Below are 14,828 nucleotides of genomic sequence, written 5' to 3' on the forward strand. Positions count from 1 at the left end.
AGGTGCTCCTCGTGGGGTCAGGCCGCGGCGGCGGCGATGGAGTCCTTGGCGGCGGCGGCGACCGCCTCGGCGGTGATGCCGAACTCGGTGAAGAGGGTCTTGTAGTCGGCGGAGGCGCCGTAGTGCTCGAGGCTGACCGAGCGGCCGGCGTCGCCGACGAAAAGGTGCCAGGTCAGCGCCAGGCCGGCCTCGACCGAGACGCGGGCCCTGACGGCCGCGGGCAGGACCGACTCGCGGTACTCCTCGTCCTGGGCGTCGAACCACTCGACGCACGGCATGGAGACCACGCGGGCCGCGACGCCCTCGCCGGCCAGCGCCTCGCGGGCGGCGACCGCGAGCTGGACCTCGGAGCCGGTGGCGATGAGGATGACGTCCGGGGCGACGTCGGCGCCGTCCCGCTGCGCCTCGGCCAGGACGTAGCCGCCCTTGGAGACGTTGGAGGCGGAGGCGAAGCCGCCCTCGCCGCGCTCCCAGGTGGGGAGGTTCTGCCGGGTCAGGACGATCCCTGCCGGGTGGGAGGTGTTCTCCAGGATGGCCTTCCACGCCTGGGCGGTCTCGTTGGCGTCGGCGGGGCGGACCACGTGCAGGCCGGGGATCGCGCGCAGGGAGGCGAGCTGCTCGACGGGCTGATGGGTGGGGCCGTCCTCGCCCAGGCCGATCGAGTCGTGCGTCCACACGTACGTGGACGGGATGCCCATGAGCGCGGAGAGGCGGATGGCCGGGCGCTGGTAGTCGGAGAAGATCAGGAACGTTCCGGAGAACGCGCGGGTCTTCCCGCCGAGGGTGATGCCGTTGACGATCGCGGCGGCGGCGTGCTCGCGGATGCCGAAGTGGAGCACGCGGCCGTAGGGGTTGCCCTCCCACGCGTGGGTCGAGCGCGAGGCCGGGATGAACGAGGGCGAGCCCTCGATCGTGGTGTTGTTCGACTCCGCGAGGTCCGCGGACCCGCCCCAGAGCTCGGGCAGGACCGGGCCGATCGCGTTGAGGACCTTGCCCGAGGCGGCGCGGGTGGAGACGTCCTTCCCGGCGGGGAACTCGGGCAAGGACTCGGCCCAGCCCTCGGGGAGGCGGCGGGCCTCGATGCGCTCGTGCAGCTTCGCCGCGTCGGGGTTGGCGGCCTTCCACGCGTCGAAGGACTCCTGCCAGGCGGCCTTGGCCTCCTCGCCGCGCTCGACGGCCTTGCGCGTGTGCTCGAGGACCTCGGGGTCGATGTCGAAGGACTTGGCGGGGTCGAAGCCCAGGATCTCCTTCAGGGCCGCGACCTCCTCGGCGCCCAGGGCCGAGCCGTGGATCTTGCCGGTGTTCTGCTTGGTCGGGGCGGGCCAGCCGATGACCGTGCGCAGGGAGATGATCGAGGGCCGGCCGGTCTCGGCCTTGGCGGCCAGGAGGGCGTCGTAGAGGGCGGGGACGTCCTCCTTGTATTCGCCCGTGGCGGTCCAGTCGACGCGCTGGGTGTGCCAGCCGTAGGCCTCGTAGCGCTTCAGGACGTCCTCGGTGAAGGCGACGTCGGTGTCGTCCTCGATCGAGATGTGGTTCTCGTCGTAGATCACCACGAGGTTGCCCAGCTCCTGGTGGCCGGCGAGGGAGGAGGCCTCGGCGGTCACGCCCTCCTGCAGGTCGCCGTCGGAGGCGATGACCCACACCGTGTGGTCGAACGGGGACTCGCCGGTGGCGGCCTGGGGGTCGTAGAGGCCCCGCTCGCGGCGGCCGGAGTAGGCGAACCCGACCGAGGAGGCCAGGCCCTGCCCGAGCGGGCCGGTAGTGATCTCCACGCCCTTGGTGTGCCCGTACTCCGGGTGGCCCGGGGTCAGGGACCCCCAGGTGCGCAGGGACTCGAGGTCCTCCAGCTCGAGCCCGTAGCCGGACAGGAACAGCTGGATGTACAGGGTCAGGGACGAGTGGCCGGGGGAGAGGATGAACCGGTCACGGCCGATCCACGTCGGGTCCGCCGGGTCGTGGCGCATGAGCTTCTGGAACAGCAGGTACGCGGCCGGGGCCAGGCTCATCGCGGTGCCCGGGTGTCCGTTGCCCACCTTCTGCACCGCGTCCGCCGCGAGCACGCGGATCGTGTCGACGGCCTTGCGATCCAGGTCGGTCCAGGTCAGTTCTTGCACATCCACAGCAGGCACGTACACGGCCCCTCTCCATTGCTGGCGGCAGGCAGCCTACGGGGCACGCGAATGGTGGGCCCTGCAATGCATCCTGCCAGCCGTTCACCATCGAAACGTTTGTCGGTGTCTGCCCACTGCCCTCATGCGCCTTTCCCCACACATCTCCGGCCACCGGTCTGGCTGGCCGTTCGTCCCGGGGGCGCGTCCCAGCAGCAGGTCATCCAACCTCATACTAGCCACGGCGCGCGGCCGGGGGTGAGGTGTTTCAGGAAATTGCCACTGATATTCCGCTCTGTGAACACGCCGGGGGCGGATGTCCGGGCGGCGCCGCCGGTGGTCCCGGCGAACCGGGTGGCGCACGGGCGGCGGGTATCATGGAGGCGGTCCCCGAGCACCCCTTGCGGGGACCGACGATCCCGAGTAGAAGAGTCGCGCATCCGTGAGCACAGCAGACGCCCCCGCCACAGCACCGTCCAGGCCAGCGAAGCTCGGCCTGCGACGCAAGATCAAGGCGTACGTCGCCCTCACCAAGCCCCGGGTCATCGAGCTGCTGCTCGTGAGCACGCTGCCGACCATGATCTACGCCGAGCGCGGCTTCCCGTCGATCGGGCTCATCCTCGCCACCCTCGTGGGCGGGGCGTTCGCGGCGGGCAGCGCCGGAGCCTTCAACTGCTACATCGACCGGGACATCGACCGGCTCATGCGGCGCACTGAGAACCGCCCGCTCGTGACGGGAGAGGTGACGCCGCGGGAGGCGCTCGTCTTCTCCTGGGTCCTGGGCATCGCATCGCTCGCCATCCTGTGGTTCGGCGCCAACCCGCTCTCGGCGGTGCTCGGCGCCGGTGCCATCTTCTTCTACGTGGTGGTCTACACCCTCGTCCTCAAGCGCAGGACCGCCCAGAACATCGTCTGGGGCGGTGCCGCCGGCTGCTTCCCCGTGCTCATCGCCTGGTCGGCGGTGACCAACACCATCGAGTGGCCCGCCGTCATCCTCTTCCTCGTGATCTTCCTGTGGACCCCGCCGCACTACTGGCCGCTGTCCATGCGGTACGGCGAGGACTACCGCAATGCGCAGGTGCCGATGCTCGGCGCGGTCGCCGGGGCGAAGATCGTGGCCGTGCAGGTGGTCCTGTACGCCTGGGCCATGGTGATGGCCTCGCTCCTGCTCGTCCCGCTCGGCCACGCCGGCTGGGTGTACACGCTCACCGCGCTCGCCTCGGGGGCATGGTTCCTGTACGAGTCGCACGCGCTCTACGCCCGCGCCCAGCGCGAGGAGATCCAGGACAAGAAGGCCATGAAGGTCTTCCACGGGTCCATCAGCTACCTGACGCTGCTCTTCCTCGCGCTCGCCGTCGACCCCTTCGTGGGAGGCCCGCTCCTGGGCTGAGCGGGGCGAGCACAGCCGCCAGACGCGAAGGAGGCCCGCAGCACGGATGCTGCGGGCCTCCTTCGCGTCTGGCGCGGGAGCGGACTACGCCTTGGTGGGGTACTACGCCTTGGGGCTGTACCGGGCGATGTCGGCCGCGTTGACCGCCGCCGCCATGAGGAGCGCCGAGACGAGCATGTGCGCCGCAACGAGGAGGGCGGGGATGCCGGTGTAGTACTGGGTGATCCCGAGGGCCGCCTGCAGGACCGTCAGGCCGAGGAGGGTGAGCACTCCGTTGCGGAAGGACCCGCGGATCCGGCGGGACAGGGTCGCGACGACGGCGAAGAGGGCGCCGAAGAGGACCAGGTACGCCGGAACCGCGTGGATGTGCGAGAACAGGTCCCAGTCCAGCCCGTTGCGCGGCGCGTTGGCGTCCCCGGCGTGCGGACCCGCGCCCGTCACGGTGACCCCCAGGACCACCGCCGCGGCTGTGGCCAGCGCCGTGGCGAGCGTGGCGGGCGCCATGGAGCCCGGCAGGGCCGGGTGCACCCGGTCCATGAAGCGCCCCGCGCGCCCGTAGGCCCGGTTGACGAGGAGCATCGACAGCACGACGAGGGCCATCGAGACGAGGAAGTGGAGGCCGACGATCCAGGGGTTCAGGTGCGTCAGCACCGTGATCCCGCCGATGACCGCCTGCGCGGGAACGCTCGCGAGCAGCCCGACGGCAAGCCAGAACAGGTCCTTGCGCTCCTTGCGCAGGTTCCAGAGCATCACCAGCATCACCACCGCGACGGCGGTGAGCGCGAAGGTCAGGAGCCGGTTGCCGAACTCGATGATCCCGTGCACCCCCATCTCCGGTGTGGTGGTGATCGACTGCGCGGTGCAGCGGGGCCACGTGGGGCAGCCGAGCCCGGACGAGGTCAGGCGCACCGCGCCGCCGGTGAGGATCAGCACGATCTGCCCGACCAGGGAGGCGATCGCCATGGCACGGATGCGGCCGTCCACCTTCCGGGGGAGCCAGGAGGTGAGGCGGGTCAGGGTGGTGTCTGTCATGGGTTTCAGCTCCATCGGAACCAGCGGGTGGCGGCGGCGCCGGCGAGCACGGTCCACGTCAGGAGCACGGCGGCGGCAGGGACATTCAGGGAGCCTTCGAGGAAGGCCGAGCGAACGGCATCGCCGAGCGCTCCGGAGGGCAGGAACCCCACCACGGGGGCCAGGGCGGCGGGCACCCGCTGCACGGGCATGACGATTCCGCCGAGGACGCCGAGGAGGATCCAGACGAGGTTCGTGACGGCGAGGGTGGCCTCGGGGCGGGCCGTGCCCGCGATGAGCAGGCCCAGGGCGGTGAACGCCGCGGCACCCAGCGCCAGCAGCGGCAGCCCGAGGAGGATCCCGACGGCTCCCGGCCGCCACCCGAGGGCGAGCGCGGCGCCGCCGATGACGACGACCTGGACGGCCAGGACCACCAGGACCGCGAGGACCTTGCCCGCGATGAGTCCGCCGCGGCCGAGTGGGGTGGTCGAGAGGAAGCGGAGCACGCCGTAGCGGCGGTCGAAGCCGGTGGCGATGCCCTGGCCGGTGAACCCGACGCTCATGGTGCACAGGGCGAGCACGCCGGGGGCGGCGACCGCGATCCTGCTCGGCCCCAGCCCGTCGAGGACGGGAGTGACGGTGAGCCCGATGAGCGCGAGGAGCGGGAGCACGATCATGAGCGTGAGCTGCTCGCCGTTGCGCAGCATCGCGGCCGTCTCGTACCGTCCCTGCTGCCAGACGCGGCGCGTGAGCCCTGCGGCGCCGCTCATGCGGCCCTCCCGTCGCGACGCGCGGCCTCGTCCTCGGCCGCCGACTCGGCGGCGATCGAGAGGAAGACGTCCTGGAGGTTGGCGGTGCCCAGCTCGAGCGAGTGCGGCATGATGTCGCGCGCGTGCAGCCACTGGGCCACGGCGAGGAGGTCCGCGGGGGTGAGCTCGCCGTCGACCGTGTAGTGGCCGGCAGAGGCCTCGGTGACCGTGACGCCCTCCGCGGCGCGGTCGGCGAACGCCGCCGCGAGGTCGAGGCCGGGCCGCGACCTCAGCGTGAGCCGCGACCGGGTGCCCTCGCGGCGGGCCAGGATCTCGCCGACGGTGCCGCTCGTGACCACACGGCCCCGGTCGAGGATGTGGACCACGTCGGCGAGCCGCTCGGCGTCGTCCAGGAGGTGGGTGGTGAGAATGACGCCGAGGCCGTCGCGGCGCAGTTCGTCGATCAGGTCCACGACGAGCTGGCGCGACTGGGGGTCGAGGCCGGCGCTGGGCTCGTCGAGGAAGACGACCTCGGGCCGCCCGATGAGCGCGGCGGCGAGGGCGACCCGCTGCTTCTGGCCGCCGGAGAGCCGCCGGATCGTGGTGGACGCGAACTCGTGGATCCCGAGCCGCTCGGCCAGCTCGCCGACGGGGCGCGGGTCCGCGTACATGCCGGCGACGTGCGCGAGCAGGGCCAGCGGCCGCGCGGCGGGGGGAAGGCCGCCCTCCTGGAGCATGATGCCGACGCGGGCGCGCAGCGCGGCGTCGGCCTTCTCAGGGTCCTCGCCGAGGAGACGGACGACGCCGGCGGTGCGCCTCTGCAGGCCCTGCGCGCACTCGAGCGTGGTCGTCTTCCCGGCGCCGTTGACGCCGAGGATCACGGTGATCTCGCCGGCGTTCGCCGTGAGGTCGACTCCTGCCAGCACCCTCTTCATGCGGCCCTCGAGAGAGGGGAGGGGGCCGACGTCCTTCACCAGGCCTTCTATCTCGAGGCAGGGGGTACCGGTCTGTAGCACCTGCCCATTCTACGCAAGGTAGTAGTGCGTTCCCTGGGGGCGCCGCACACCGGCCGCGGAGGCCCCGGATTCCGCGGAGGGCGTGATAAGCATCTCCTTACTGGAGACCGGGGGGATATTAGGCAATGATTGTCTTGTGTATTCCGTGACCTCTCCGAAGCCCGATGCCCGGGCCGATGCTGAGGACCGCACCCGGGACCGCGTCCTCAGCGCGGTCCTCGAGCACGGGCCGGTCAGCGCGGCCGAGCTGGGCGAGATGCTCAACGTCACGCCCGCCGCGGTCCGACGCCATCTCGACGCCCTCACTGCGGCAGGCGTCGTGGAGGTCAAGCGGGTCGCGACGTCCGGCGCCGGTGCGGGACGTCCCGCCCGGAGGTACGTGCTGACCTCGAGGGGCCAGTCCACGATCGGCGACGACTACCTCGCGATCGCCCGCAAGGCGCTCGAGCGGCTCGGTGAGCTCGGTGGCCCCGGCGCCGTGGAGGACTTCGCCCATGAGCGGTTCGCGGCCATGGAGAGGCGCTACCAGCCCCTCGTGGACGCGGCCGGCGAGGACATCGCCGCGCGGGCGCGGGCCCTCGCCGAGGCGCTCACGGCCGACGGCTTCGTCGCGTCCGCCGCCTCCGTCCAGGCCAAGGCCCCGCTGCCTGTCCACCTGGGCAGCATCCAGCTCTGCCAGGGGCACTGCCCCGTGCAGCAGCTCGCCGCGGAATTCCCCGTCTTCTGCGACAGCGAGACGGCAGCGTTCTCACGCCTGCTCGGCGTGGACGTCCGCCGGCTCTCGACCCTCGCGCAGGGCGGGCACGTGTGCACGACCCACATTCCTACCGGGCGGGGCCAGCTGAGGCTGCCCGGCGCGGAGACCGCAACCAACCAGCAAGAGAGGCCGTGATGACGGATCAATTAGCTGAGAACCGCGCCGCGACGGCCGGGGGCCAGGCCGGCGCCGGGTCCACGGTGATCGCGGAGATCCTGGAGAAGAACCCCGAGCTCCACGGGATCGGCACGTACGAGTACGGATGGGCCGACAAGGACGACGCCGGCGCGAACGCGCGCCGCGGCCTGGGCGAGGACGTGGTCCGGGACATCTCTGCCAAGAAGGGCGAGCCCGAGTGGATGCTCGAGACGCGCCTGAAGGGCCTGAAGTACTTCGACCGCAAGCCCATGCCGCTGTGGGGCGCGGACCTGTCGGGGATCGACTTCGACAACATCAAGTACTTCGTCCGCTCCACGGAGAAGCAGGCCGCCTCGTGGGAGGACCTGCCCGAGGACATCCGCAACACCTACGAGAAGCTCGGCATCCCGGAGGCCGAGCGCTCCCGCCTGGTCGCGGGCGTCGCGGCCCAGTACGAGTCCGAGGTGGTCTACCACCAGATCCGCGAGGACCTCGAGGCCCAGGGCGTGATCTTCCTCGACACGGACACCGCGCTCAAGGAGCACCCGGAGTTCTTCCAGGAGTACTTCGGCACCGTGATCCCGGTCGGCGACAACAAGTTCGCCTCCCTCAACACGGCCGTGTGGTCCGGCGGCTCGTTCGTGTACGTGCCCAAGGGCGTCCACGTCGAGATCCCGCTGCAGGCCTACTTCCGCATCAACACGGAGAACATGGGCCAGTTCGAGCGGACGCTCATCATCGCGGACGAGGACTCCTACGTCCACTACATCGAGGGCTGCACGGCCCCGATCTACACGTCCGACTCGCTGCACTCGGCCGTGGTGGAGATCGTCGTGAAGAAGGGCGCCCGCGTCCGCTACACGACCATCCAGAACTGGTCGAACAACGTCTACAACCTCGTCACCAAGCGCGCCATCTGCCATGAGGGCGCGACGATGGAGTGGATCGACGGCAACATCGGCTCCAAGGTCACGATGAAGTACCCGGCGGTCTACCTCGTGGGCGAGCACGCCAAGGGCGAGACCCTCTCGATCGCGTTCGCGGGCGAGGGCCAGCACCAGGACACCGGATCCAAGATGGTGCACATCGCGCCGAACACCAAGTCCTCGATCGTGTCGAAGTCCGTGGCCCGCGGCGGAGGCCGCGCGGCGTACCGCGGGCTCGTCCAGGTCCGCGAGGGCGCGAAGCACTCCGCCAACACGGTCCGCTGCGACGCGCTCCTCGTCGACACGATCTCGCGCTCCGACACCTACCCGTACATCGACATCCGCGAGGACGACGTCGTGCTCGGCCACGAGGCGACCGTATCGCGGGTGTCCGAGGAACAGCTCTTCTACCTCATGTCCCGCGGCCTGCCCGAGGACGAGGCCATGGCGATGATCGTGCGCGGCTTCATCGAGCCGATCGCCCGCGAGCTCCCCATGGAGTACGCCCTCGAGCTGAACCGCCTGATCGAACTGCAGATGGAAGGGTCCGTCGGCTGATGACTGAGATGACCGAAGAGAAGACCGCAGAGAAGGCCCGCATCGGCGCCCCGTCGATCCCCGGGCTCACGGAGGAGGGCGAGAGCCTCAGCCCGCTCGAGCCCGCCGGGCAGACCTCGCCGCTGGGCGGGGCCGCCTCGAAGGCGCACTCGCACGGCGGGGGCTACGGCATCCCGGACAGCTCGCGCGCCGGGCGCCTGACGTCCTACCGGCTCGAGGACTTCCCCGCGATCAGGGGCACCGAGGAGGAGTGGCGCTTCACGCCCGTCAAGCGCCTCGGCGGCCTGCAGACCGCGGCGCTCGACGGCGCCGCCCCGGCCGTCGCCGTCGAGGGGCCCGAGCAGGTCCGCGTCGAGACCGTGGGGCGCGACGACGCCCGCATCGGCTCGGCCGGCATCCCCGAGGACCGCGTCTCCGCCAACGCGTGGGCGCACTTCACCGAGGCCACGGTCGTCACGGTGCCCGCGGGCGCCGAGCTGGCGGACCGGGTCCTCGTGACCGTGACCGGAGCGGGCTCCGCGCCGGCCGCGCAGCACGTCGTGGTCGTCGCCGAGCAGGGCTCCCGGGCCGTCGTCGTGCTCAACCACGTCGGTGAGGCCGTCGTCGCCGAGAACGTCGAGATCGTGCTCGAGGACGGTGCGGACCTCACGGTCGTGAGCCTGCAGGAGTGGTCCGACACCTCGGTACACGCCTCGAGCCAGCAGGTCAAGGTGGGCCGCGACGCGCACCTGAAGCACATCGTCGTCAGCCTGGGCGGCTCGCTCGTCCGCGTGACCCCGACGGCCCGGTTCGCGGCCCCCGGCGGCGAGGTCGAGCTCTACGGCCTCTACTTCGCCGACGCCGGCCAGCACCTCGAGCACCGCACCTACGTGGACCACGCCCAGCCGAACTGCGTCTCCAACGTCCTGTACAAGGGCGCACTGCAGGGCAAGGACGCACGCACGGTGTGGGTCGGCGACGTGCTGATCCAGAAGCAGGCCGAGGGCACCGACAGCTACGAGAAGAACCAGAACCTGGTCCTCACCGACGGCTGCCGCGCCGACTCCGTGCCGAACCTCGAGATCGAGACCGGCCTCATCGAGGGCGCCGGCCACGCGAGCGCGACCGGCCGCTTCGACGACGAGCACCTGTTCTACCTCATGGCGCGCGGCATCCCCGAGGATGTGGCCCGCCGGCTCGTGGTGCGCGGCTTCCTGAACGAGATCATCCAGAAGATCGGCGTCCAGGGCATCGAGGACCACCTGACCGAAGCCGTCGAGCGCGAGCTCGAAGCCGGCGAGAACTGACAACGACCTTTAGGCCAGCCCGGTCCGCCGGGCAGTAGGAGAACACACATGTCCACACTGGAGATCAAGGACCTGCACGTCTCGATCGAGACGGAGCAGGGCGTCAAGGAGATCCTCAAGGGTGTCACCCTCACCGTGAAGACGGGGGAGACCCACGCGATCATGGGCCCCAACGGCTCCGGCAAGTCCACCCTCGCCTCGACGATCGCGGGCCACCCGCGGTACACCGTCACCTCGGGCTCGATCACGCTCGACGGCGAGGACGTCCTCGCGATGAGCGTGGACGAGCGCGCCCGCGCGGGCCTGTTCCTCGCCATGCAGTACCCCGTGGAGATCCCGGGCGTCACCATGACGAACTTCCTGCGCACCGCGAAGACCGCGATCGACGGCGAGGCCCCCGCGATCCGCCACTGGACCAAGGACGTCAAGGCGGCCATGGCGCAGCTGCGCATCGACGCGGACTTCGCCCAGCGCAACGTCAACGAGGGCTTCTCCGGCGGCGAGAAGAAGCGCGTCGAGATCCTCCAGCTCGAGCTGTTCAAGCCGAAGTTCGCGATCCTCGACGAGACCGACTCCGGCCTCGACGTCGACGCCCTCAAGATCGTCTCGGAGGGCGTGAACCGCGCCCACGCCGAGGGCAACATGGGCACGCTGCTCATCACCCACTACACGCGGATCCTGCGCTACATCAAGCCGCAGTTCGTGCACGTGTTCGTGGACGGCCGCATCGCGGAGCAGGGCGGCCCGGAGCTCGCCGACCGCCTCGAGGACGAGGGCTACGACCGCTACCTCACCGGCGCGGGCTCCGCGACGGCCACGGCCTGACACGGGCCACGGCCACCACTTCGACACTGGGAAGGCAGTGATGACAGAGATCCAGCCCGCACCGACATCGCTCGAGGACGTCGAGGAGCGTCTCAAGGACGTGATCGACCCCGAGCTCGGCGTCAACGTCGTGGACCTGGGGCTCGTCTATGGGCTCGAGTACGGCGAGGACGGGGCGCTGCTGATCAGCATGACGCTCACGACCGCCGCATGCCCGCTCACGGACATCCTCGAAGAACAGGTCGGCAACGTCCTCGACGGCGTTGTCGACGAATGGCGCCTCAACTGGGTGTGGATGCCGCCATGGGGTCCCGAGCGGATCACCGAGGACGGGCGCGACCAGATGCGCGCCCTCGGCTTCAACATCTAGAGCAGCGGGTCCTCGGGACCCGCGAGCGCACGACGGCGGCCGGTTGCCTTCCCCGCGGAAGGCGACCGGCCGCCGTCGTGCGTGCGGCAGGCGCGGCGAGCACGCTAGACGCGGCCGGCGAGGGTGTTGCACTGCTTGAGGTCCCCGCCGCTGAAGCCGCGCATGAACCACGTCTGGCGCTGCTGGCTCGTGCCGTGCGTGTAGCTCTCGGGATCCACGCGCCCGGTCGCGGACTTCTGGATCCGGTCGTCGCCCACGGAGGCCGCGGCAGAGAGCGCGTCCTGGACGTCCTTCTGGGTGATCGGCTGCAGGTACGGCTTCCCCGTGGCCGGGTCGTCGGTGGTGCTCGCATAGTGCGCCCACATGCCGGCGAGGCAGTCCGCCTGGAGCTCCACGCGCACGCTCCCGGACTCCGGGCCCTGCGGGTCCCTCTGGGCGTAGCCGAGGGTGCCGACGAGGTCCTGGACGTGGTGGCCGAACTCGTGGGCCACCACGTACTCCTGGGCCAGCGGCCCTCCCGAGGATCCGAACCGGGTCACGAGCTCGTCGAAGAAGCCCGGGTCGAAGTACGCGGTGACGTCCCCGGAGCAGTAGAACGGGCCGACGGCCGTCGTCGCGGGCCCGCACGCGGTCGAGGTCTGCCCGGTGAACACGACCGCCTTGGGCCGGGTGTAGCGGACGCCCTGCGACGGCAGGTAGCCCGCCCAGAAGGCGTTGACGCTGTTGACCGTCCCGACGATGCGGCAGTCGAGCCGCTGCGCGGCGTCGGCTCCGGTGCGGCACTGGCTCGCCCCGGCGCTGGCCTGGCCGGTGGCGGTCCCGGGCTGCCCGGAGCCGCCCGTGAGGTCGCCGAGGAGCCCAGGATTCACCCCGAGGAGCGTCAGCGCGAGCACGAGGAGGGCCCCGCCCACGCCGCCGCCGATCAGCGGCCCCCGGCCCAGCCCTCCGCCGCCGCGCCGGTCCTCGACCTGCGACGGGTCCAGCTGGCTGCCATCGTTGAAGCTCATGGACCCACGCTAGCCGTCGCGTCACGATCGCGGGCGCACCGGGGAGACACCGGCGGCGCGCCGATAGAATTCCCCCATGCCCTTTCTGGACCGGCTCGCGCGGTGGGCCGCCGAGAAGCCGCATGAGCCCGCGGTCGTCTGCGGGCGCGAACGGCTCTCGTGGGCGCAGCTGCACGACGCCGCCGCGGCGCTCGCCGCCTCGGGTGATCCCACCGGGGTGCTCCGGGCGCCCAACAGCGTGGACTTCGCCGTGCGCTGGGCGGCCGGGGTCGCCGGAGAGCGCGAGTGCGCCGTCCTCGACCCGGCCTGGCCCGACGAGCTGGCCCGGGACGTCGAGGAGCGCCTGGCCGCCCGCTGGGGTGCGCCCGCCGGGGGGCGCCTGGAGCCCGCCGAGCTCGCGGACGGCAGCGGCGCCTCGACCTTCCTCGTGGGCCTCACCTCGGGCACAACGAGCGTGCCGAAGGGCTTCAGCCGCTCCCGCGCCTCCTGGGCGCGCTCCTTCGCGGCGTCGGCCGCGGCGTTCGGACTCACTCCCGCCGATCGCGTCCTCGCCCCCGGCCCGCTCTCGGCGAGCCTGAACCTCTACACGCTCTCCGAATGCCTCTGGGCCGGAGCGGCGTTCCACACGCTGCCCGGGTTCGACGTGGGGGACGCGCACGCCGAGGTCACCCTGCGCGGCATCACGCGCCTGGTGCTCGTGCCGACCATGCTCCGCGTCCTCGCCGAACGCGGCCTGGCCGGGGACGTCGACGCGAGCGGGGTGAGCGCCGTGGTGTGCTCGGGCCAGAAGCTCGACCGCCGCACCCTCGAGGCGGTGCGGCGCTGGGCACCCCGGGCGGTCGTCTGGGAGTACTACGGCGCCTCCGAGCTCAGCTTCGTCGCCTCGAGCCGCCACGATCCGGGCACGGCCGGGACCGAGGTGGGGACCGGCGTCGGCCGCGCCTTCGAAGGCGTCGAGCTGGCCATCCTCGACGACGCGGGCGCGCCCGTCCCCGACGGGCAGACCGGCAACATCTGCGTGCGCAGCCCCCTCGTCTCCGACGGCTACGTGTGGGGCGACGACGGGAAGGCGTTCACCCGGCTCGGCGACTGGTGCACGGTGCGCGACCAGGGCTTCCTCGCCGACGGCGAGCTCCATGTCCTCGGCCGCACCCAGGACATGGTCAACACCGGCGGCCACAACGTGTACCCGCACGAGGTCGAGGCCGCTCTGGCCATGATCCCGGGCGTCGCGGAGGTCGTGGTCGCGGGGATCCCGGACGACGTGCGCGGCCAGCGCATCGTCGCGGGAATCGTGCCCGCCCACGCTGGCCTGTGCCAGCTCCAGCTCCGCGCAGGCCTCGAAGGACGGCTCGCGCCGGCGAAGCGGCCGCTCGAGTACGTCGAGCTCGACGAGCTGCCCGTCACCGAGCGCGGCAAGCTCTCCAGGACCGAGTTCCAGCGATGGGTGCTCGAGGGGGACCCGCGTGCCCGCCGCCTGGCCTAGCCCGGAGGGGGCGCCGCTCGTCCTCGAGGGCCTGCGGACCCCGCTGGCCCGCGCCGGGACGCTCTTCGCCGGGGTGCCGGTCCACGAGCTCCTTGCCCCCGTCCTGTCTACTCTCGTGGACAGGGCCGGCGGGTCCGCCGAGGACGTCGCCGACGTCGTGATCGGCAACGCCGCCGGCGGCGGGGGCAACCTGGCCCGCCTCGCCGCGCTCACGGCCGGCCTGCCCGAGCGGCTCCCCGGCATCACCGTGGACCGGCAGTGCGGCTCGGGCCTCGACGCGATCGTGCTCGCCTGCCGTCTCGTGCAGGCCGGTGCGGGCGCGGCGTACCTCGCCGGGGGAGCGGAGTCGGTCAGCACCGCCCCGGTGCGCGGGCGGCGGCGCCCGGACGGCTCCCTCGAGTTCTACCGCCGCGCCCAGCATGCCCCCTCGGTGGCGGGCGCCGCCGAGCCCACCGACCCCGACATGGGGTTCGCCGCGGAGACGGTGGCCCGCGAGGCCGGCGTCAGCCGCGAGCGCCAGGACGCCTTCGCGCTGCGCAGCCACGCCCGCGCGCTGGGGGCCGCGGCATCCGGCGCGTTCGACGGCGAACTGGTCGCCGTCCGCGCTCCCGGCGCCGAGGACTGGGTCACCGCGGACAACGGCCCGCGCGCCCGGCTCGACGCGCGGCTGCTCGCCCGGTTCCCGGCGGCGTTCGTGCCGGGCGGCACGGTGACGGCCGGCAACTCGTGCTCCGACGCCGACGGCGCCGCGGCCACGCTCGTGGCCGGCCCCGGTTCCGGACTTGCGCCCCGCCCGGGCTGCGCGGCCCTGGCCTTCCTCGGCGCCGAGACCGTGGGGGTGGATCCGCGCCGCCTCGGGCTCGGTGCGGCGGCAGCGGCCGAGCGGCTCCTGGCCCGGCACGGCGTGCCCGCCGGCGAGGTCTCCGCGATCGAGTTCAACGAGGCCTTCGCGGGACAGGTCCTCGCGTGCACGGACCGGCTCGGGCTGGCGGGGGAGGACCTGGACCGGGTGCTCAACACCGAGGGCGGCGCGCTCGCCCTCGGACACGCCTACGGGGCCTCGGGCGCGGTCTCGGTGGTCCGGCTCCTCGCCCGGGCCCAGCGGCTGCCCGCCGGGTCGCTCTGCCTCGCGATGATCAGCTCCGCCGGGGGCATCGGCACCGCCGCACTGTTCGCGACCGTGCGCACTCCCTGACCGGCC

General features: G+C 72.0%; 13 protein-coding genes. 8 read left to right on the forward strand and 5 right to left on the reverse strand.

Annotation, left to right across the window (positions count from 1 at the left end):
- Nucleotides 1-17: 17 nt before the first annotated feature.
- A complete protein-coding gene (gene tkt / locus SA2016_RS09770) occupies nucleotides 18-2,120 on the reverse strand; it encodes a transketolase (protein ID WP_066502311.1) in 2,103 nt (700 codons plus the stop codon).
- 430 nt (nucleotides 2,121-2,550) lie between these two features.
- Here tkt and SA2016_RS09775 point away from each other — a divergent pair, with 430 nt between their 5' ends.
- Entirely contained in the window at nucleotides 2,551-3,498 is a 948-nt protein-coding gene (locus tag SA2016_RS09775; protein ID WP_066497648.1) for a heme o synthase, read from the forward strand.
- A 102-nt stretch (nucleotides 3,499-3,600) separates the two neighbouring features.
- Here SA2016_RS09775 and SA2016_RS09780 read toward each other — a convergent pair whose 3' ends face one another.
- Genes SA2016_RS09780 through SA2016_RS09790 form a run of 3 tightly spaced genes read right to left on the reverse strand, consistent with a single transcriptional unit; the run spans nucleotide 3,601 to nucleotide 6,274 of the window.
- The gene (locus SA2016_RS09780) at nucleotides 3,601-4,530 is read right to left on the reverse strand and encodes a COX15/CtaA family protein (RefSeq protein ID WP_084249434.1); all 930 of its coding nucleotides are present in this window, start codon (nucleotides 4,528-4,530) and stop codon (nucleotides 3,601-3,603) included.
- 5 nt (nucleotides 4,531-4,535) lie between these two features.
- Nucleotides 4,536-5,279 carry an ABC transporter permease gene (locus SA2016_RS09785; protein WP_066497650.1) on the reverse strand — a complete coding sequence of 248 codons (744 nt, stop codon included), beginning with the start codon at nucleotides 5,277-5,279 and terminating at the stop codon, nucleotides 4,536-4,538.
- Complete coding sequence (locus tag SA2016_RS09790) at nucleotides 5,276-6,274, reverse strand: ABC transporter ATP-binding protein (RefSeq protein WP_066497651.1); 999 nt, start codon at nucleotides 6,272-6,274, stop codon at nucleotides 5,276-5,278. The genes SA2016_RS09785 and SA2016_RS09790 overlap by 4 nt, the downstream gene beginning before the upstream one ends.
- 136 nt (nucleotides 6,275-6,410) lie before the next feature.
- Between SA2016_RS09790 and SA2016_RS09795 the strand changes: the two genes are divergently transcribed.
- From SA2016_RS09795 to SA2016_RS09815, 5 genes are read left to right on the forward strand one after another with little or no spacing between them, the layout of a single operon-like run.
- Nucleotides 6,411-7,166, forward strand: a complete 756-nt coding sequence (locus SA2016_RS09795) for a helix-turn-helix transcriptional regulator (protein WP_084249435.1) — start codon at nucleotides 6,411-6,413, stop codon at nucleotides 7,164-7,166.
- Complete coding sequence (sufB, locus tag SA2016_RS09800) at nucleotides 7,166-8,653, forward strand: Fe-S cluster assembly protein SufB (protein ID WP_066497655.1); 1,488 nt, start codon at nucleotides 7,166-7,168, stop codon at nucleotides 8,651-8,653. Before SA2016_RS09795 ends, sufB begins: the two co-directional genes overlap by 1 nt.
- A complete protein-coding gene (sufD, locus tag SA2016_RS09805; RefSeq protein ID WP_066497657.1) occupies nucleotides 8,653-9,939 on the forward strand; it encodes a Fe-S cluster assembly protein SufD in 1,287 nt (428 codons plus the stop codon). The genes sufB and sufD overlap by 1 nt, the downstream gene beginning before the upstream one ends.
- A gap of 48 nt (nucleotides 9,940-9,987) precedes the next feature.
- Nucleotides 9,988-10,764, forward strand: a complete 777-nt coding sequence (gene sufC, locus SA2016_RS09810; RefSeq protein WP_066497659.1) for a Fe-S cluster assembly ATPase SufC — start codon at nucleotides 9,988-9,990, stop codon at nucleotides 10,762-10,764.
- A gap of 40 nt (nucleotides 10,765-10,804) precedes the next feature.
- On the forward strand, nucleotides 10,805-11,134 hold the full coding sequence (locus tag SA2016_RS09815; protein ID WP_066497662.1) for a metal-sulfur cluster assembly factor: 330 nt from the start codon (nucleotides 10,805-10,807) through the stop codon (nucleotides 11,132-11,134).
- A gap of 104 nt (nucleotides 11,135-11,238) precedes the next feature.
- Here SA2016_RS09815 and ypfJ read toward each other — a convergent pair whose 3' ends face one another.
- Nucleotides 11,239-12,141 (reverse strand): KPN_02809 family neutral zinc metallopeptidase, encoded by a 903-nt coding sequence (ypfJ, locus tag SA2016_RS09820; RefSeq protein WP_066497664.1) that lies wholly within the window; start codon nucleotides 12,139-12,141, stop codon nucleotides 11,239-11,241.
- A 76-nt stretch (nucleotides 12,142-12,217) separates the two neighbouring features.
- Here ypfJ and SA2016_RS09825 point away from each other — a divergent pair, with 76 nt between their 5' ends.
- Nucleotides 12,218-13,627, forward strand: coding sequence for a class I adenylate-forming enzyme family protein (locus tag SA2016_RS09825; RefSeq protein WP_066497665.1), 1,410 nt, complete (start codon nucleotides 12,218-12,220; stop codon nucleotides 13,625-13,627).
- Nucleotides 13,608-14,822, forward strand: a complete 1,215-nt coding sequence (locus tag SA2016_RS09830) for a thiolase family protein (RefSeq protein ID WP_066497666.1) — start codon at nucleotides 13,608-13,610, stop codon at nucleotides 14,820-14,822. Before SA2016_RS09825 ends, SA2016_RS09830 begins: the two co-directional genes overlap by 20 nt.
- Nucleotides 14,823-14,828 lie beyond the last annotated feature (6 nt).

Source organism: Sinomonas atrocyanea (assembly GCF_001577305.1).
In the GTDB taxonomy this organism is placed as follows: Bacteria; Actinomycetota; Actinomycetes; order Actinomycetales; family Micrococcaceae; genus Sinomonas; species Sinomonas atrocyanea.

Excerpts from the sequence above, each read along its gene's own strand:
- SA2016_RS09780 (WP_084249434.1), bottom strand. The coding sequence starts at position 4,530 with ATGACAGACACCACCCTGACCCGCCTCACCTCCTGGCTCCCCCGGAAG.
- SA2016_RS09785 (WP_066497650.1), bottom strand. The coding sequence starts at position 5,279 with ATGAGCGGCGCCGCAGGGCTCACGCGCCGCGTCTGGCAGCAGGGACGG.
- sufB (WP_066497655.1), top strand. The coding sequence starts at position 7,166 with ATGACGGATCAATTAGCTGAGAACCGCGCCGCGACGGCCGGGGGCCAG.
- sufD (WP_066497657.1), top strand. The coding sequence starts at position 8,653 with ATGACTGAGATGACCGAAGAGAAGACCGCAGAGAAGGCCCGCATCGGC.
- sufC (WP_066497659.1), top strand. The coding sequence starts at position 9,988 with ATGTCCACACTGGAGATCAAGGACCTGCACGTCTCGATCGAGACGGAG.
- SA2016_RS09815 (WP_066497662.1), top strand. The coding sequence starts at position 10,805 with ATGACAGAGATCCAGCCCGCACCGACATCGCTCGAGGACGTCGAGGAG.
- ypfJ (WP_066497664.1), bottom strand. The coding sequence starts at position 12,141 with ATGAGCTTCAACGATGGCAGCCAGCTGGACCCGTCGCAGGTCGAGGAC.
- SA2016_RS09825 (WP_066497665.1), top strand. The coding sequence starts at position 12,218 with ATGCCCTTTCTGGACCGGCTCGCGCGGTGGGCCGCCGAGAAGCCGCAT.